Source organism: Novosphingobium sp. NDB2Meth1 (assembly GCF_900117425.1).
Classification (GTDB): Bacteria; Pseudomonadota; Alphaproteobacteria; order Sphingomonadales; family Sphingomonadaceae; genus Novosphingobium.
In genome coordinates, this window is record NZ_FPEH01000011.1 from 244,385 (window position 1) to 260,871 (window position 16,487).

17 protein-coding genes are annotated in these 16,487 nt (G+C 66.9%); 8 read left to right on the forward strand and 9 right to left on the reverse strand.

Annotation, left to right across the window (positions count from 1 at the left end; all coding sequences use genetic code 11):
* Positions 1 to 39: 39 nt before the first annotated feature.
* Genes NDB2M1_RS01515 through NDB2M1_RS01525 form a run of 3 tightly spaced genes read left to right on the forward strand, consistent with a single transcriptional unit; the run spans position 40 to position 4,688 of the window.
* On the forward strand, positions 40 to 792 hold the full coding sequence (locus NDB2M1_RS01515; protein ID WP_072378965.1) for a TonB-dependent receptor: 753 nt from the start codon (positions 40 to 42) through the stop codon (positions 790 to 792).
* A gap of 13 nt (positions 793 to 805) precedes the next feature.
* The gene (locus NDB2M1_RS01520; RefSeq protein WP_072378967.1) at positions 806 to 2,821 is read left to right on the forward strand and encodes a M3 family metallopeptidase; all 2,016 of its coding nucleotides are present in this window, start codon (positions 806 to 808) and stop codon (positions 2,819 to 2,821) included.
* Between the two features lies 1 nt (position 2,822).
* Entirely contained in the window at positions 2,823 to 4,688 is a 1,866-nt protein-coding gene (locus tag NDB2M1_RS01525) for a CocE/NonD family hydrolase (protein WP_072378969.1), read from the forward strand.
* A gap of 50 nt (positions 4,689 to 4,738) precedes the next feature.
* Here the strand turns inward: NDB2M1_RS01525 and kynU are convergent, their stop codons facing one another.
* Together kynU and kynB are read right to left on the reverse strand one after the other, a co-directional pair.
* Positions 4,739 to 5,980, reverse strand: coding sequence for a kynureninase (gene kynU, locus NDB2M1_RS01530; protein ID WP_072378971.1), 1,242 nt, complete (start codon positions 5,978 to 5,980; stop codon positions 4,739 to 4,741).
* A complete protein-coding gene (gene kynB, locus NDB2M1_RS01535; protein WP_231625071.1) occupies positions 5,977 to 6,615 on the reverse strand; it encodes an arylformamidase in 639 nt (212 codons plus the stop codon). The genes kynU and kynB overlap by 4 nt, the downstream gene beginning before the upstream one ends.
* Positions 6,616 to 6,728: 113 nt before the next feature.
* On the opposite strand from kynB, the gene NDB2M1_RS01540 reads away from it, so the two are divergent.
* Positions 6,729 to 7,718, forward strand: a complete 990-nt coding sequence (locus tag NDB2M1_RS01540; protein WP_072378973.1) for a dipeptidase — start codon at positions 6,729 to 6,731, stop codon at positions 7,716 to 7,718.
* A 9-nt stretch (positions 7,719 to 7,727) separates the two neighbouring features.
* Here the strand turns inward: NDB2M1_RS01540 and NDB2M1_RS23300 are convergent, their stop codons facing one another.
* Positions 7,728 to 7,859: a hypothetical protein gene (locus tag NDB2M1_RS23300; RefSeq protein WP_256374880.1), complete on the reverse strand. Its 132-nt coding sequence runs from the start codon at positions 7,857 to 7,859 to the stop codon at positions 7,728 to 7,730.
* Positions 7,860 to 8,095: 236 nt separating this feature from the next.
* On the opposite strand from NDB2M1_RS23300, the gene NDB2M1_RS01545 reads away from it, so the two are divergent.
* Positions 8,096 to 8,464 carry a sigma factor gene (locus tag NDB2M1_RS01545; protein ID WP_072378975.1) on the forward strand — a complete coding sequence of 123 codons (369 nt, stop codon included), beginning with the start codon at positions 8,096 to 8,098 and terminating at the stop codon, positions 8,462 to 8,464.
* A 51-nt stretch (positions 8,465 to 8,515) separates the two neighbouring features.
* Here NDB2M1_RS01545 and NDB2M1_RS01550 read toward each other — a convergent pair whose 3' ends face one another.
* From NDB2M1_RS01550 to NDB2M1_RS01560, 4 genes are all read right to left on the reverse strand, one after another.
* On the reverse strand, positions 8,516 to 9,202 hold the full coding sequence (locus tag NDB2M1_RS01550) for a glutathione S-transferase family protein (protein ID WP_054123072.1): 687 nt from the start codon (positions 9,200 to 9,202) through the stop codon (positions 8,516 to 8,518).
* Between the two features lie 80 nt (positions 9,203 to 9,282).
* Entirely contained in the window at positions 9,283 to 10,014 is a 732-nt protein-coding gene (locus NDB2M1_RS01555; RefSeq protein ID WP_054123073.1) for an SDR family oxidoreductase, read from the reverse strand.
* Positions 10,011 to 10,184, reverse strand: coding sequence for a hypothetical protein (locus tag NDB2M1_RS22515; protein ID WP_171955295.1), 174 nt, complete (start codon positions 10,182 to 10,184; stop codon positions 10,011 to 10,013). The genes NDB2M1_RS01555 and NDB2M1_RS22515 overlap by 4 nt, the downstream gene beginning before the upstream one ends.
* Positions 10,184 to 10,870: a peroxiredoxin-like family protein gene (locus tag NDB2M1_RS01560; protein WP_072378977.1), complete on the reverse strand. Its 687-nt coding sequence runs from the start codon at positions 10,868 to 10,870 to the stop codon at positions 10,184 to 10,186. The genes NDB2M1_RS22515 and NDB2M1_RS01560 overlap by 1 nt, the downstream gene beginning before the upstream one ends.
* Positions 10,871 to 11,195: 325 nt before the next feature.
* Here NDB2M1_RS01560 and NDB2M1_RS01565 point away from each other — a divergent pair, with 325 nt between their 5' ends.
* Both NDB2M1_RS01565 and NDB2M1_RS01570 read left to right on the forward strand, forming a co-directional pair.
* Positions 11,196 to 12,086, forward strand: a complete 891-nt coding sequence (locus tag NDB2M1_RS01565) for a LysR family transcriptional regulator (RefSeq protein WP_197274393.1) — start codon at positions 11,196 to 11,198, stop codon at positions 12,084 to 12,086.
* A 46-nt stretch (positions 12,087 to 12,132) separates the two neighbouring features.
* A complete protein-coding gene (locus NDB2M1_RS01570; RefSeq protein WP_072378979.1) occupies positions 12,133 to 12,972 on the forward strand; it encodes a M55 family metallopeptidase in 840 nt (279 codons plus the stop codon).
* Here the strand turns inward: NDB2M1_RS01570 and NDB2M1_RS01575 are convergent.
* Positions 12,969 to 14,684, reverse strand: a complete 1,716-nt coding sequence (locus NDB2M1_RS01575) for a CocE/NonD family hydrolase (protein WP_072378981.1) — start codon at positions 14,682 to 14,684, stop codon at positions 12,969 to 12,971. The genes NDB2M1_RS01570 and NDB2M1_RS01575 overlap by 4 nt on opposite strands.
* A gap of 19 nt (positions 14,685 to 14,703) precedes the next feature.
* Entirely contained in the window at positions 14,704 to 14,943 is a 240-nt protein-coding gene (locus NDB2M1_RS01580; protein WP_072378983.1) for a hypothetical protein, read from the reverse strand.
* A gap of 84 nt (positions 14,944 to 15,027) precedes the next feature.
* Between NDB2M1_RS01580 and NDB2M1_RS01585 the strand changes: the two genes are divergently transcribed.
* A complete protein-coding gene (locus tag NDB2M1_RS01585) occupies positions 15,028 to 16,395 on the forward strand; it encodes an MFS transporter (protein WP_072378985.1) in 1,368 nt (455 codons plus the stop codon).
* Positions 16,396 to 16,487: the final 92 nt, after the last annotated feature.

The following is a 16,487-nucleotide window of genomic DNA, read 5'->3' on the forward strand; positions in this document are numbered from 1 at the left end:
GGGTGGGGCCGGCCCTTTCGCCACAAGGAAGGGGACGTCATGATCTCTTTGTCCAACCGGACCCGTCGCGCGCTGCTGGCGACCACCGCAGCCTGCCTCATGCTCCCGGTCGCGGCAAAGGCGGCCGACGATACGGACGCAAAGGCCACAGACGCCGGCGAGATCGTGGTCACCGCCCGCAAGGTGATGTTCAACGCGGCCGCTTACTACACCCGCTGGAAGGGCATCCAGCAGGTCTTCGCGCTCAATAGCTGCGGGTTCAATTTCACCGACAACGCCGGGCTTTCGGAGGTGAAGGGCGTCGAGCTCGACGGCCGCGTGTCGCCGGTTGATGGCCTCACGACCGGCGGCAACATGACCTACAATGATGCCAGGATCACCAACGCCCCGCTCAGTGTTGCGTCCCGCACCGGCGACCGGGTACTCGGCACGCCGGAGCGGGCAGCAAGCGCCTATACCGACCATACCACCCCGGTCAGCGGTCGGCGGAACCTGACATTCCATGTCGATTATGCCTACCAGGGTTCGATCCGCAACGCGTTCGAGCGGACCTTCCCGGTTACCTTCGCTGGCGGGCCGAACACGATCCCCAACCCGGCCGAATTCCGCGCCAGTTACAACGTGGTCAATGCCTCGGTCCTGCTCTCGAACGGTGCAATCCAGCTGCGCGCCTTCGGCAACAACCTGAGCAATGCCCGGCCACTGATCGATCAGGACTCAACCTACGGCATCCAGCGCACCTCGATGATCCGGCCGCGGACGTACAGTCTTGCCGCCCACTACAGCGTCTGAGGCCCAGGGCGTGATGCTGGCGGCGCCCGATCTGGCATGGCGGGGCCCACGCGGGGGGCTGCCGCCGCTGGGCTCAGTCACCGCGGCAGCGCTTGACGCTCATTACCGGGCGGCAATCGCGGCATGGCGGGAGGTGGCGTTTGCGGTGGCGGAGGATCCGGCGCCACCCAGCTTTGCCAACACGCTGCTGCCGCTGCAGATGGCCGAACACGGGCTCGATCAGGCCGAAGCCTTGCTTCGCCACGTGCGCAACACCGCCGCGCGCCCCGAAGACGAAGCCACGCTGGCTGACCTCGCGGCGCTGCGCGGCGTGATGGAAGATGAGCTTGCCTGGCATCCCGCGCTGTTTGCCCGCATTGCCGAGATTGCCGGGCTGGAACAGCTGACAGCCAGCGAGCGCCGCACCGCAAGACTGGTGCTCTCCGCCATGCGGGCACGCGGCGCCGGCCTTGCGCCGGGTAAGCTCGCCGAACTCAAGACGGTCAACGCCCAACTTGCGGCGCTCGAGGCCCGCTTTCAGGCCAACCTGCTTGCCGATACCGCCCAGCTCCACGCACCGGTCGAGGATATTCGCACGCTTGCCGGAGTCGATGCGGCGATGATCGATGTGCTCCGGCGCGAGGCCCAGACCTGCGGTGTCGGTGCGCCCTATTGCGTGCCCTGTGCAAGACCGGTGGTCGATGCCATCCTTGCGCAGGCCGAGAACCGCGCCTTGCGCGAACGCGTCTGGCGGATGTGGGTCCAGCGCGGCGCCGTGTCCAACCCGCCGGTGGTGGCGGAAATCCTGAACCTCAGGGCCCGCAAGGCCGCGCTGCTCGGCTATGCAAATTACGCCGATCTTGCCGCCGCGGACCGGATGGCCCGCAACGGAGACCGGGCGCTGGAGCTGGTCGAGACGATTGCCCGGGAGGCGGTGAAAGCAGCCGCGCGGCACGAGGAGCGCCTTGCCAGACTGCCGCAGGCCCGCAGCATCGGTTCGCGCATCGAACCGTGGGACCGGCCGTTCCTCAACGACATCCTCAGCGCCGGCGAACGCGGCTTCAATGCCGTGCAGCTCAGCGAATACCTCCAGCTGGACAGCATGATCGAGGGCATGTTCTGGGCGGCCGGCACGCTCTATCAATGCGCCTTCACCCGGCGCGACGACCTGTATGGCTGGCATGAGGCCGTCTCGGCATGGGAAGTGCGCCAGCATGGCGAGCTCATCGGCGTGCTGTGGCTCGATCTGTTCCGGCGCGAAGGCAAGCGCGCGCTCGCGTGGATGGATTGCTATCGCGGCAGGCTGGCCTCCCGCCCCGATGAGCCAGCGCTGACGGCGATCCACCATTACCTCACGCCCCCCGCGCCGGGCGAGCTGGTGCTGCTATCGTGGGAGGATGCACGCGTTCTGTTCCATGAACTCGGCCATGCGCTCCATGCCTTGCTGACAGTGGTCGACCACCCGGCGCAAGGCATGGCCCATGTCGCGTGGGACATGATCGAAATGCCCTCGCAGCTGTTCGAGCATCTCGTCACCACTCCCGAAGTGCTCGGCCGCTTTGCCCGCCATTATCAGACCGGTGCACCGATGCCGGAAGCGATGCAGCGCCAGCTGGCGGCGGGGGGAATCTTCGATCCGGGCGCCTTCGTGCTGTCGCTGGCCGGCCCCGCCCTCGTCGACCTCCACCTCCACCGCATGGGACCGGGCAGCGTGGTCGATGCCGAACGGGTCGAGCGGCGGGTACTCGCCGAAATGGGCATGCCGCGCAGCGTTGCCCCGCGCCACGGTGTGATGAATTTCGCGCACGTCTTCGCCGATGCCTATGCGGCGGGGTACTACAGCTACCACTGGGCCGACGTGATGGTCGCCGATGCCATCGAAGTGTTCGAGGCGGCGGGCGGTCTGTTCCATGCAGACACCGCGCGGCGCCTCGAGACAGCACTGCTCGGTGTTGGCGCGGCGGTCCCGCCGGATGACGCCTACCGCGCCTTCGCCCGGCGTGAGCCCGCCGTGCCCGCCCTGATCCGCAAGCTGGGACTGGACCTTTAGCATGCGCCTTTTCCGCCCTTTGCTGCTCGCCGCACTGCTTTCGCTCGGCATGCCCGTTGCCGCCAACGAAGCCCCGGCGCCCGATGCCGCGCCGTGGCAGCAGACCTTCCCCGCGCGCACGCCGTCAAGCGATCCGGTGGTCAAGTCCTCGATCTACATCCCCATGCGTGACGGCACGCGCATCGCGGTCGATGTCTACCACCAGCAGGGCGCCGGACCCGGCGCGCGGGTGCCGACCATCCTCAACCTCACCCGCTATTGGCGCGCCTTTGCCGCGAAGTCGGACCCGGTGGGCAGTTGCCGCGCGATCACGCCCTTCGCCGCCTACTTCGCGTCGCGCGGCTATGCCGTCGTGATGGCGGACGTGCGCGGCACCGGCGCTTCGTTCGGCACCCGCAGCGGCGAGCTTGACGCGAACGAACTCGCCGACGGCACTGACGTGATAAACTGGATCACCCGCCAGCCGTGGTCCGATGGCAAAGTCGGCTCGACCGGGATCAGCTATGGCGGCACTGCGGCGGAATACTTGCCCGTCCTGCGCCACCCGGCGGTCAAGGCCGTCGCACCGATTTCCACGCTGATCGATGCCTACGCCGATCTCTACTTCCCCGGCGGCGTGCCCAACACCGTGTTCCGCGACGGGTGGAGCACGCTCAACCGCACGCTCGATGTCGGGCGCGGGCCGGACCGTCCGGACATGGCCGAATTGAAGCACCCTTGCCCGGTCGATGGGGACGATGATCTCAAGCTGCTCCACCAGGCCATCGCCGAGCATGCGCCCAACTTTGACAGCGGCGGCGCCACGCGGGGGATTACCCACCGCGACGACAACGACACGTTCGCGGTGCGCCTGCCCAGCAGCTATCAGCGCCGCGCAGAAATCGATGCAGCGGACGTGCCGTTCCTCTCGATCGAAGGCTGGTTCGATTCCGGCTATGCCCGCGCCGGGATCAACCGCCTCATCGCCAGCACATCGCGCCAGCAGCGCCTGATCATCGCCGCCGCCTCGCACGGCATCGGCTATCACGGCGGACCGGACGTGAGCACACCCACTCCTTCCGCCTTCGATTTCCGCACAGAGGTGCTTGCTTTCTTTGATCACTACCTCGCTGGCCGCGCCAATGGATATGACGCCCAGCCGCGCGTGCGCTGGTTCACCACCGGGAGCAACACGTGGGCCTCGGCGGACACGTGGGACACCAACCCACCCAAAACCGCGCTATGTCTCTCTACCAAGCGCAGGCTCGCCGCCACCGGACGCTGCGGTGCGCGGACGACCTTGCTGCATCGGCCGGGCGCGGATGGCGCGCCCGGCACCATGACACGCTGGGACGCGACGATCACCGGCGGCCCGGTCATCTACCCCGAACGCAGCGCCGCCGACCGCGCGCTGCTGCACTTCGATGGGCCCGCTCTCACCGCGCCGCTGCACCTCCTCGGAGCGCCGGTGCTCGAACTTGCGCTGACGACGAGCGCCCCCCGCGCGGATGTCTTCGCGTGGCTGGAGGAAGTGGACAGCGCGGGCCATGCCCGGGTGATTGCCGACGGCATGGTCCGCGCAAACTACACCCGCTCAGGCACCGCCCCTTATCCTGCCATCACGCCGCAACCCTCCGGTCTCGCCGGCGATGACAGGGCCTCGATCGCCGGCGGGCCGCAGCGCCTCGCCATAGCGTTCGAGCCGCTCGCGCATGTCGTTGCAGCAGGCAACCATTTGCGTCTCACACTCGCCGCCTCGGACAGCCGCCATTTCTCCAGTCCGACCGCGACCGGCAGCCGCTGGCGGATCGGCATCGGCAATGGCGGCAGCAAACTCGAACTTCGTCTTGCCCGGCCCTCAACCGCGCCACAGGGACCGGGCAAGTGAAGGCGGCGGGCCGGTATTCACAGTCCCACCAATGGCCCGCCGCAGCTTTTTCAGGTGACCGCCGCCCGCACCGCCCAACGCGGATCATCCCAGGCCCGCGTCTCGCACACCGCACGGATGGCAAGCACGGCATCGAGCATGTCGACGTGGCGCAAGTAGAGCGGCGTCAGCCCGAAGCGCAGCACATCGGGATCGCGGAAATCGCCGATAACCCCGCGCTCCTTCAGCGCCTGCATGATCCCATAGCCTTGCGGGTGGGCGTAGGAGACATGGCTCCCCCGCCGCGGATCCTCGCGAGGGCTGACCAGCGTGAAGCCGTGGTCTGCGACATGCTCGTCCATCAGGTCCATGAACACGCGGCCAAGCTGCAGCGATTTTGCCCGGATTGCGGCCATGTCCGCCTCGGCCAGAAGGTCCACCCCGCATTCGAGCGCGGCCATCCCCAGGATCGGCGGGGTGCCGCACAGGAACTGCTCGATCCCCTCGGCCGCGCGGTAGCTGTCCTCGAACGCGAAGGGCGCCGCATGCCCCATCCAGCCCGAAAGCACCGGCATGGCATGCGCCTGATGCCGCCGCGCTGCGAAGAGATAGGCGGGCGCCCCCGGCCCGCCGTTCAGGAACTTGTACCCGCAGCCCACCGCAAAATCGGCGTCCGCCGCGTTGAGGCCGACCGGGATCGCCCCCGCGCTGTGGCTGAGGTCCCAGACTACCAGCACCCCGGCTTGATGCGCACGCCGCGTCACTTCGGCCATGTCGCGTACTGCGCCGGTCTTGTAGTGCACCTGCGTCAGCAGCAGCACCGCTACATCATCGCCGAGCCGGTCCAGCACCGCATCCTCGTGCACGGCCTCAGCCCGGATACGCCCGCCCGAGAACGCCGCGATGCCCTGCATCATGTAGAGATCAGTGGGGAAATTGCCGGTTTCCGAAAGGATCACCGAACGCTCCGGCCGCAAGGAAAGCGCCGCCGTGATCGCCTTGAACAGGTTGACCGAGGTCGAATCCGCCACGATCACCTCGCCCGGTTCCGCGCCGAGCAGCCGCGCGATCTTGTCCCCCAGCCGGCGGGGGGCGGTGATCCATTCGGCGCCCAGCCACGAGGTGATCAGCCCCTCGCCCCACTCCTGCGTGACGGTCTGCTCAACCCGCGCCAGAGTTCGGCGGGGCAACGCGCCGAGCGAATTGCCATCAAGATAGATCAGCCCGTCGGGAAACTGGAACTGCTCCCGGAAAGCGGCGAGCGGATCAGCCTTGTCGAGCGCTTCGAGCGCCGCACGGTCCCATCGGCTCATGCTGCGATCTCCCGCAGCACGGCACGCACCGGGCTGGCATCGGCTCCCGCCAGCGGCAGCGGCAACGCGATCAGTTCGTATTCGCCGGGTTCCACATGATCGAGCACCAGCCCCTCCAGAATGCGCATGTCCGCCGCGCGCACGGTGTGGTGCGCGTCCATGGTCTTCGATGTCTCGGGATCGAGCGAGGCCGCATCGGTGCCGATCAGCACCACGCCGAGCCCCGCCAGTCGTTCGATCACGGCAGCGGAGACAGCCCGAAACCCGCTGTCCCACACCTCATGCGGGAAGCGCTCGTACGTCCGCAGCAAGACGCGCGGTGCGGCCGCAGCCTCCAGCGCCGCCCAGTCGATATCCGCGACCTCGACCGCCAGCCCTTTGGCATGGCGGACATCCACCACCACACAGCGCCCGATGTAGGGATAGAGCGGGGTCTCGGCGCTGGTCTGCCCGGCAGCATCATAGTGGAACGGTGCATCGGCGTGAGTCCCGGCGTGGAGCGGCATGGCAAGCGCGCCCACGTTGACCGGGCACTGGTCGGATATCTCGGCATGCTGGCGCAGCACGAACGGCGGCTCGCCCGGCCACAACGGCGTGCGCGCATCGAGGCGCTGGGTGATGTCGATGATCCGCACGCGTGGTCGCTCCCTGCCCGGCCCTGTGGCCATTGCGCGATCTTGATAACCGCGCTGCGCAGTTCGGTCGATGCGGCCGGCCGGGAAGTCCACCACGGAAGGAAACGCCCAGCATGATCGTGCTCCCCGCCGATGCCACCGTGTGGGACAACCATGCCTGCATGCCCCTGCGCCCCGGTGACACACGCTTCCTGCCCGGGCTGGAGCGGCTGCGCGCGGCGGGCTTTCACGTCGTCTCGCTCAATATCGGTTATGACGCGCAAGGCCCGCTTGAGCATATGCGCATGCTGGCAACGTTTCGCGCATGGATTGCCGCGCACGATGCCGACTATGCCGTGGCCGGAACGCTTGCAGAAATCGACGTCGCTCGCAGCGCGGGGAAGCTGGCGGTGGTGTTCGACCTTGAAGGCGCCGGCGCGCTGGCGGATGCGCCGGAGCTCGCGCGGCTCTACGCCGATCTCGGCGTGCGCTGGACCGCGCTGGTCTACAACCGCGCCAATGCCCTCGGCGCGGGGTGCCTTGACGAAGATGATGAGGGACTGACTGCGTCGGGCCGTGCCGTCATCACGGCACTACACGAGGCCGGGATCGTGGTGTGCTGTTCGCATGCAGGTCGCAGAACGGCGCTCGACATCATCGCAGCGGCGCCCGGCCCGGTCCTGTTCTCGCATTCCAATTGCGCCGCGCTGCACGCGCATCCGCGCAACATCAGCGATGCGGCAATCCGCGCCTGCACGCAGCGCGGCGGGGTGATCGGCATCAACGGGATCGGTGATTTTCTGGCGCCAGCGGGTGCCGATCTGATCGAGGCAATGGTCTGCCATATCGACCACGTGGTCCAGATCGCCGGCCCGGCGCATGTCGGCCTGGCGCTCGACTATGCCTATGATCCGGACGAACTTGCCGCCCTGATCGCGGCTTCGGCGGACAGTTTTCCGGCGGGCCTTTCTGCAGATGTGCCGATGCTGGGGCCCGAAGTGCTCGCTCCGGTCGTCGGCAAGCTCACCGCGCGCGGCTATGACGAAGCGGCACTTGCCCTTGTTCTGGGCGGCTCATGGCGCCGCATCGCCGCCGAGGTCTGGCCCGGCGGCTCCAGCAGCTGACCCATGGGCTCAATACATCATCATCGCAACGCCGGCGATCGCGCCGCCGACGGCGACAGCGGTCATCGCGAAAAGGCCAAGGCCCGTGCCGATCAGCGCGGCGAGGCCCGACTTGTCGGCGGGCTGGGTAAGGTTGTGCATGGCAAGTCTCCCGAGCAAGGGCGGCCGCACCGTTGCGGCCGTTGCACAAGGGTTCGCTTGGGCCGGAGAGACGGTTACCGGTCGATTCACCCCCAGAATGGGAATACTTATTTGTAATAAAACGAAAAATGTATGGAAATGCCCGGAGGGAATAGATACTATAACCTCCAGAAGCGTGGGCAACGCTCAGGGCGCGCGGCAAGTTCACTGCATCAGCCAAGTGTCTGGAGAGAAACATGGAAATCAGCCAGGAACAGGCAATGGCGCGCAAGCAATCATGGCCGCTGGCGGGCACCTTCGCGTGGGAGTCGGCCATGGCGGCGAGCCTCTGCGGCGATACTCTCGCCTATCGCACCCTGCTGCAGGAATCGGCCCGCTGGCTGCGGCGCTACTACGGCGTTCGGCTGGCTCCCTCTGCCTTAGACGATGCGGTCCGCGATGCGCTGCTTGTGCTTCACACCCGCCGCCACACGTTCGACAGCTCCCGCGCCTTCCTGCCCTGGCTTGCCGCCATCGCGCGCTACACCATCGAGCGGAATGCAAATCAGGCAAGGGTCGCGCGCGACATCACCAGCCCCTTCATCCGCTCGCTGCACATCTACTGAAAAGAAGCCGGCAGCAAGCAGCGTTGCAGCCGGCCACTTCAAGCGAACAGATCACGCGTCGACCGATTCCAGCCGCCGCGATAGTTCGGTTCCCCGCGCCAGCATGAAGGCTTCGAGCCGCTGCGGGTAATCCTCCGCCACGGCGCCCGCCACTACCGGATCGGCCGCCAGCCGCGCCCGCCACGCGGCAAGGCGGGGCAAGTCATCGATCAGGCGCAGGTCCAGCCGCTTTTCGAACAGATCGAAATAGCGGAAGAGCGGCCCGAACGCGGCGTCCACCAGCGTAAACCGGTCGCCCCAGAACCAGACGTCGCCGACCACAGCTTCCACCTGCCGGAGCCGGACCGTGATGGAAGCGCACCTGGCATCGAAAGCCTCGGCATTGGGTGCCGCGTAGAGCCCCGCGATCTCGGCCAGGGTGCCCGAGGCGAACTCGATCCACGCACGCTGCCTCGCGCGCTCGACCGGATCGGCCGCGAGCATCTCGCCGCCACCGATGTCATTGAAGAACTCTGCGATCGGCGCACTTTCGAAAAGCACATGCTCACCACCGTCGGCGCGTGTCACTTGCAGCAGCGGCACCTTGCCGGTGGGAGAGATTGCCAGAAACCAGTCGGGCTTGGCCGAAAGATCGATGTTGATCCGCTCGAAAGGTATGCCGAGCTTGCCTGCGGTGATCACGGCACGCTGGACGTAGGGGCAAAGGTGATGGCTGACCAGTCGCAACTTCTGGAACATGGTTCCTCCTCGAAGGTAACGCCGATAAACGGCAGTTCGTACCGCGCCATCAACAGGTTACACCGAGGACCGTCGCATGCCTAGCGGCCAAGGCCAGCGCCTCCATCGACAAACAGCGTTTGACCGGTGACGAAGCCCGCGCCGGGCGAGAGGAAGAAGGCGATGGCCTCGGCAATCTCGTCGGGCTGTCCCAGTCGCCGCATCGGGATTTGCGCGAGATAGCGTGCTTCGCCCTCGCTCCCCGCCGGGTTGTTGGTGCGAAACAGTTCAGTCGCGGTGGGTCCCGGCGCGACCGCATTGGCGGTGATGCCATAGGGTGCTTCCTCTACCGCGATCGTGCGCACGAGGCTTTCGAGCGCGGCCTTGGCAGCGGCATAGCCGGTGCGCCAGGGATTGCCGCGCGTCACCATGCTCGTCACGTGGACGATGCGCCCATAACGCGCTGCACGCATGCCGGGCAGCACCGCCTGCGCTAGCGCAAGCGCAGGGCGGACATTGGCGGCCATCAGCGCGGCAAAGTCGTCCCACCCGGCATCGATCAGCGCTTCATGACGCGCCATGCCGAAGTTGCTGACCAGTCCGGCGAGCGGAGGACCTGCGGCAATCTGGCCAGCCAGCTCCGCCAGCGAAGTCTCGTCGAGGAGGTCAGCCTCGATGAATGTGCCGGGGAAGCAGCCCGGGGCGCTGCGTGCCACACCGGTGACATCCCAGCCGTGCGCCGCAAGCACTTGTGCAGCAGCAAATCCGATCCCGCGCGAAGCACCAGTGATCAGGACGCGAGGACGCAACGGATCCGCATCAATCGCATTCATCCGGCAATCCCGGGCAAATTGACGCTGAGGGCGCGGCGGCCCTGCATGACGATATCGACAGCCACCGCGATCATGGCCGTGGTCATGCTGGAGCTGCCGGCATAGGCGACGGCAGCAAGACCCAGCTCATCGGCCATGAACTGGCGGGTGCGATGAAAAATGCTGCGCATCAGCCGTACTCCGCAGCGACGCGCGCGCGGGCGGCGGCAATCGCATCGAGCGCGCAGAGGACGGCTTCGGGTTCCAGCCGGTTGCGATAGTCGGTATCAACGAAAGCCAGCCGCACGATCCCGCAGTCCGAGATCACGAAGGTGGCCGGTACCGGGAGGATCCATTCGGTACCGCCGTTGCGATCCGGCAGGGCATGGCCGAAGCGGCTGTAGATCGGGCGCAGCTCTTCAGCGAGATCGAAGGCGATGCCCCAGTTGCGGGCGACGCGGCTGCCGGTATCGCTCAGCACCGGGAAGGCAAGCTCGTTCTTCTCGGCGGTCGAGAGGCTCTCGTCGGGCAGTTCAGGCGAGATCGCGACAAGGCTGGCGCCGCGCGCGGTGATCTCGGGCAGCACCGCCTGCAGCGCGCGCAGCTCAAGGTTGCAATAAGGGCACCAGCCGCCGCGGTAGAAGCTCACCACGACCGGGCCCTGGCGGAGCAGCCTGGACAGCGTCACGGTCTCGCCGCGCGCGCCCTTCAGCGTGAAATCAGGAGCTTCCGCTCCAGCGCCGAGCGCCTGGGCGGCAATGCCGGAAGCCGCCAGTTCGTTGTCCGCGCGCGTCATGGCGGCGGCAATCTCGGGCGGGATCTTGCCGGTGAACTCGAGCCGGAACTGGTCGAGCGCGGACTTGAGCGTCGTGGTCATGGCGGGGTCCTTTGGAAAAAAGAAGGACGACAAGGCTTGGGCCCAAAGGGGACTGGAGACCGGCCTTGTCGTCCGAGGTGTGCGGCGCCAGGGAGGGGGATGGGGATGGGCGCCCGCAGGGAGAGGGTGAGGTAACCGGCGATCAGTTTTCCGCAGCGGTGAAGCGCATGGTTCGGTTGGTCATCGTCGGTCTCCGCAGGTTGAAATCGTTCCGCCGTCTCTGGCGTTGAAACCACAATGACCAATTCCTCGGCTTGGCATAAGGAACCCCGTTCTGATAGCATCTGTTCCAAAGGGGAATGAATGTATGGACCGGCTGGTTGCCATGAAACAGTTTGCCACGGTGGTCGAAACCGGCAGTTTTTCGGCCGCCGCCAGACGCTTGAACATGGGCCAGCCCGCCGTTTCCAAAGCCATCGCCAATCTCGAGGAATACCTCGGCGTCCGCCTCCTCACCCGCACCACCCGCGCCCAGCACCTCACCGAAGCGGGCCAGCGCTATTACGAGCGCGCGCGCGTCGTGCTCGATGAAGCGGACGAGGCCGAATCCGCCGCGCGCGAGGCGGCGACCTCGCTTGCCGGCCGCCTGCGCCTTGCCGCGCCGCCGACTTATGCCGCGCTGCATATCCTGCCGCGTCTCTCGGAATTTCTCGACACACATCCTGATCTTGCCATCGATCTGATCCTCGACGACCGCTGGGTCGATCTGATCGAACAGGGCGTCGATCTCGCGATACGCCTCGGCAAACCGGCGGACAGCAGCCTTGTCGCACGCCGCCTCGGCAGTTCACAGCGCCTGCTTGTTGCCTCCAGCGCCTATCTCGACCGGATGGGCGCACCGAAAACGCCTGAGGATCTGCTGGCACACCGCGTGGTGGCCTACAGCCAGTTCGAGGGTGCGACCGCATGGTCGTTCACCAGAGGCACCGCCGCCGTGTCGATCGCGGTGCAGCCGACGCTGCGGGTGAGCGCCGCGGAAGGCATGCGCTCGTGCATCCTCGCCGGGCTCGGCATCGGCATGGGTTCTCGGCTGATGTTCACGCCGGAACTGGCGGCGGGAACCGTCCGCCCGGTGCTCACAGAATGGGGCCTCAGCACGCTCGATGTCTGGGCCATGTTCCCCTCGGGCCGCAAGTCCAGCCGCCGCGCACGGGCCTTTGTCGACTGGCTTGAAGTCGTCGTCGGCGGTGACGGCGAACTGGAACCGGCGGCCTGACGCACTTGCAATTGACTCGACTCGTAAGTTTCGAAAGGGTGCCGCCATGTCCCGCGCCCCTCCCCGCCGCCGCCTGTTCATTTCCGCCGACATGGAAGGGATCGCCGGCGTCGCCAGCGTGAGCCAGTTGCTCCCCGGCCAGTTCGAGTATGAAACCGCGCGCAGCTGGATGACCGCCGAAGTTGCCGCCGCCGCACGTGCAGCGCTCGACAATGGCTATGGCGAAGTGATCATCGCAGACGGCCACGGCAACGCGCAGAACCTCCTGCCCGATCGCCTGCCCGCCGGAACCCGGCTGATCCGCTCCTGGCCGCGCCCGCTCGGCCAGATGGAAGGTGCCGACTGGCCGGGTGTCGATGCCTGCATGTTCATCGGCTTCCACAGCGGCGCGCGCAGCGGAGCCGGAACACTCGCCCATACGTTTCACGGTGGCCTGTTCAACGATGTGCGCGTGAACGGCGAAAGCTGCTCCGAGGCGCGGCTGCTCGCGGCCTTTGCAGGCGAGATCGGGGTTCCCGTCATCCTCGTCACCGGCGACGATGCGATCTGCCGCGAAGTATCAGGCTATCTTCCCGACGCGGACACCTGCGCGGTGAAGCAGTTCATCGCCTGGCGTTCGGTCGCCACCGTAACGCCCTCGGAGGGCGCTGCTATGGTCGGAGAGGCCGCCTTGCGCGCAATCACCCGCGCGCCCCGGACACTGCTGCGCCTACCCGCGCCCTATCGGCTCGAGATCGAGTTCGTGCATCCGGTAACGGCCGAACTCGCAGGCCTGCTCCCCGGCTTCGCCCAGACCGGCCAGAACACCGCCGCAGCCGAGTTTGCCACCATGCGCGAACTGCTGGTGATGACCGGCTTCCTCTCGAACTATCCGAAGGGCGACTAGGCCAGCACCGGCAGGCAGAGCGCGGCGCGGTGGGAGCCGCCATGGTGCAGCCACTGCTGCGCGGGGCGATTCTCGGTCTGGTCGGCAATCGGCCCAAGCCCATGCGGATTGGGATCAAGCAGCGGGAAATTGCCGCCCAGCACCAGCAGCGCCAGATTGCCGCCCGCCGGGATTTCGTGCGCGGCATGGCTCAGTGTGAAGCTGATCGGCACGACCTCGCCGGGCGTCAGCATCACCTCGCGGTCAAACCCCTCGCGGTAGCGCAGCCGCAGCTGGCCGAAGGCGAGGAAGTTCCAGTTCCCGTCCGCCGCAACCTCGACGAGATAGACCACGACATCGGCATCCGGCACGTCCGCGCTCACCTCCAGCTCCAGCCGCGCCTCGCCCATCACCGTCAGCGGCGCGGCGAGCGGCCCGGTCTGGTAGACCAGCACATCGTGGTGCCGCGCCAGCTCGCGCAGATCGAGCCGGTGGTGCGGCCCCTTGAGCCCCGGCAGCGGGCAGACGATCGGCCAATCGGGATCGTCGACGAAACTGTCAGCCACGGCAGCGCCATCGGGCGCCGCATCGAGCAGCCACCCGTCGCCCCGCAGCGAGTTGGCATGACCACCGCTCGCAAGATGGAGCACCCGCTCAGCTGCCCCCGGCAGCGGGAATGCATCGCCCGCCACCCACCGGTTTGCGCCGGTGAGGAAATGCTGAACGCGCGCCTTAGGCAGTGCGCCGTCCGATTCATCAACCAGGTAGTGCTTGAAGAACGCGATTCGCAAAGCCACGAGATCGAGGTCACTGTCCGGTCCCAGATCGAACGGACCGTGATAGCGATCGCCGCCGTTGTAGGCGCCGTTGTGGTCCCAAGGCCCGATCAGCAGCCAGCGTCTGTCCGGCGAAACCGGTCCCGCCTCGAGCCCTCGCCACAGGTGCATGGTCCCCACGCTCGGATCGAAATTGCCCGAGACCACCAGCGTCGGCACCGTGATCTTCGCAAAGTCTTCCGCGCTGAAGCTGCGCGCGGCCCACCAGTCGTCGAACGTCGGGTGATCAAGCGAGTCTTCGTAATGCTTCCTGAGGTCGCCTTTCAGGCCCGCCCCCGCCGCGCGCACCGGGCGCGAGAGCCATGAGGCGAGCAGAGAGGGATCGCTCATGAACCCGTGCATCGCGAAAGCGCCGTCCTTCGGCTCGAGCATCGAGGGGAAATCGAGCGCCTCGCACCACACCAGCGTGTGCATGCGCGAGAACACGCCGCCGACATAGGGCGGCTCGAGGAAGAAATCGGTGCTGACGACCGCCGGTGCCATGCAGCGCAAGTGCGGCGGCTGAGCGATCGCAGTCGTCAGCTGCGTCATCCCGGCATAGCTGTGCCCATCAAGCCCGACCGCGCCGGTGCACCAGTCCTGCGCGGCAATCCATTCGACCGCGTCGTAGCCGTCATCGCGCTCATGCGGGGCCATGAAGGCAAAGTGCCCGCCGCTACGTCCGATGCCGCGGATCTGCTGCATTACCACCGCCAAGCCGCTTTGCAGGTAGCGCACCATCGGCGGCTCGTTCACCCCGCTCACCGCACGGCTGTAGGGCGTGCGGATGAGGATCGCCGGCACCGGACCGCCTCCCGCCGGCAGCCACACGCAAGTATCGAGTGTCACCCCGTCGCGCATCGGCACGTCAACGCGCAAGTCCGGCGCGGGGAGGCCGACGTGGGTCATGTCCGTCATCGCAAAAGCCTTTCGCGTGTCAGCCGAGCAGGTACCCGAACGCCTGCAGCCGGGTATAGGAAAGCATGCCGAGCGCCCCGCCGTCGATGCCGAAGCGCGATATGCGGCACGGCTCGCCGGAGGGACTACGCATGCCGGGGTCGGAAGGCCGCGTGGTCACGTGGGCAAAGACAAAGCCGGCGTTGAGTTCGCGCGTCACGCGGTGCGCCAGCGTGTCTAGGGCCGGGATCTCCGCCGTTTCTGGCCCCCTCTCCGCCATGGTCGATCTGCCCCGATTGCCTTACAGTCCAAACATGCTAGGTTGAAGTTACAAGTAGGTCAACTTGGAAGTAAGGGCGATTTGATGGCAAGCACTGCGACGACGGACGAACCCGCTTCCCTGCTCGGCGAACCTCCCGCCCGCGCCGGTTTCGCCGCCTGGCTTGTGCTCGGTGCACTGTCGCTGATCAGCCTTGTTTCCTTTGCCGATCGCTATGTCTTGCTGCTGGTGAACGAGCAGGTGCGGCAGGCCTTCCACCTCACCGACGTGCAGATCGGGCTGCTGCAAGGCACCGGCACCGCCGTTTGTGGCGCGCTCGCCAGCTATCCGCTTGGCTGGATGACCGGCCGGTTCGACAATCGCTACGTGCTGGCGGGCTGCATCGCCGCATGGAGCCTTGCCGTTGCGCTCTCAGGCCTTTCGCCCAGTTTCGAGGCCATCCTCATTTTCAGCGGGCTTGTCGCGGCGGGTGAAGCTGGCCTGTCACCGGTGGCCTACAGCGCGATCCCGCGGCTGTTCTCCGGCACGCAGCGGCAGATCGCCAATTCGATCTTCGTCGCAACCGCCATCGGCGGCGGCGCGCTTGCCATCGCGCTCGCGGGTCTGCTGGTGGAACTGACGCCTACGGTGCAGCCCTATCTGCCGGGCACACTCGCCAAGATGGAACCGTGGCGCGTCAGCTTCCTTCTCGCCGCCGCCGCCGGCCCTGTGATGGTGGCGCTCGCGCTGGTGCTCCCGATCCCGCGCGCGGCGGCGCCCACCCCAGCAGCGACAGAAGCTTCGCCCGCTGGCCCCGCCTTCGGCAGCTATCTCTGGCGCCATCGTGGCCAGTTGTTCCCGCTGGTGCTCGGCTCAGCGCTGGCGGGACTCGCGTTCGGCGCGGTCGGCCCGTGGATTGCGATTGCCGCCGGGCGCCTGTTCAATGCCGCCCCAAGCGAAGTGGGCGCAGGCATGGGTATAGCGCAGATCGGCTCGGCCTTCTCGGCCTTCCTCGTCAGCCTCGTTGTCACGCGCGTTGCGCTTCCCCGCTTCGGAGCAATGGCCCCGGCAATGGTGCTCGCGTTCACCTCGGTCGGCATGTTGGTGTGCTGCCTTGTCCTCCCGCTCATCCACAGTGCGACAGGGCTCTACGTGTTCTTCGGCGCGTTCGGCCTGTTCCTCTCGCTCGGCGCGATGTTCCAGCCGACGGTCTTCCAGACGCTCGTTCCGGTCTCACTGATCGGCCGCATGGTCGCGGTGCAGTTCATCGTGACCATGATCTGCGCGGCAATATCAGGCCCCTTGGTCGGCGCCGCGTCCGATGCGCTCGCGGCAGACGGCTCGCATCTCATCACCGCAATGACCGTGGTCGCTATCCCGATCCTCATTCTTGCCGCGCTGGCCCTGCAGATGGTGCGTGGCCCCGGATTCCAAGCCGCCAAAGCCGAAGCAGAAGCGCTCAACGCCGCCTGAAGCGGTTGCCCTCGCCTGAACAAGGGCGCATGCTCGAAGTTAGGGGTGAGGACCTCCCGAGCGGCGCGGTTTGCCGGCAGCCCCTCACCCCA

Bases quoted from the DNA above. Each gene is read 5' to 3' on its own strand.
- NDB2M1_RS01540 (WP_072378973.1), top strand. From the start codon at position 6,729: ATGATCGTGCTCCCCGCCGATGCCACCGTGTGGGACAACCATGCCTGC.
- NDB2M1_RS01570 (WP_072378979.1), top strand. From the start codon at position 12,133: ATGTCCCGCGCCCCTCCCCGCCGCCGCCTGTTCATTTCCGCCGACATG.
- NDB2M1_RS01565 (WP_197274393.1), top strand. From the start codon at position 11,196: ATGAAACAGTTTGCCACGGTGGTCGAAACCGGCAGTTTTTCGGCCGCC.
- NDB2M1_RS01545 (WP_072378975.1), top strand. From the start codon at position 8,096: ATGGAAATCAGCCAGGAACAGGCAATGGCGCGCAAGCAATCATGGCCG.
- NDB2M1_RS01525 (WP_072378969.1), top strand. From the start codon at position 2,823: ATGCGCCTTTTCCGCCCTTTGCTGCTCGCCGCACTGCTTTCGCTCGGC.
- NDB2M1_RS01550 (WP_054123072.1), bottom strand. From the start codon at position 9,202: ATGTTCCAGAAGTTGCGACTGGTCAGCCATCACCTTTGCCCCTACGTC.
- NDB2M1_RS23300 (WP_256374880.1), bottom strand. From the start codon at position 7,859: ATGCACAACCTTACCCAGCCCGCCGACAAGTCGGGCCTCGCCGCGCTG.
- kynU (WP_072378971.1), bottom strand. From the start codon at position 5,980: ATGAGCCGATGGGACCGTGCGGCGCTCGAAGCGCTCGACAAGGCTGAT.
- NDB2M1_RS22515 (WP_171955295.1), bottom strand. From the start codon at position 10,184: ATGCGCAGCATTTTTCATCGCACCCGCCAGTTCATGGCCGATGAGCTG.
- NDB2M1_RS01575 (WP_072378981.1), bottom strand. From the start codon at position 14,684: ATGACGGACATGACCCACGTCGGCCTCCCCGCGCCGGACTTGCGCGTT.
- NDB2M1_RS01515 (WP_072378965.1), top strand. From the start codon at position 40: ATGATCTCTTTGTCCAACCGGACCCGTCGCGCGCTGCTGGCGACCACC.
- NDB2M1_RS01555 (WP_054123073.1), bottom strand. From the start codon at position 10,014: ATGAATGCGATTGATGCGGATCCGTTGCGTCCTCGCGTCCTGATCACT.
- NDB2M1_RS01560 (WP_072378977.1), bottom strand. From the start codon at position 10,870: ATGACCACGACGCTCAAGTCCGCGCTCGACCAGTTCCGGCTCGAGTTC.
- NDB2M1_RS01520 (WP_072378967.1), top strand. From the start codon at position 806: ATGCTGGCGGCGCCCGATCTGGCATGGCGGGGCCCACGCGGGGGGCTG.
- NDB2M1_RS01580 (WP_072378983.1), bottom strand. From the start codon at position 14,943: ATGGCGGAGAGGGGGCCAGAAACGGCGGAGATCCCGGCCCTAGACACG.
- NDB2M1_RS01585 (WP_072378985.1), top strand. From the start codon at position 15,028: ATGGCAAGCACTGCGACGACGGACGAACCCGCTTCCCTGCTCGGCGAA.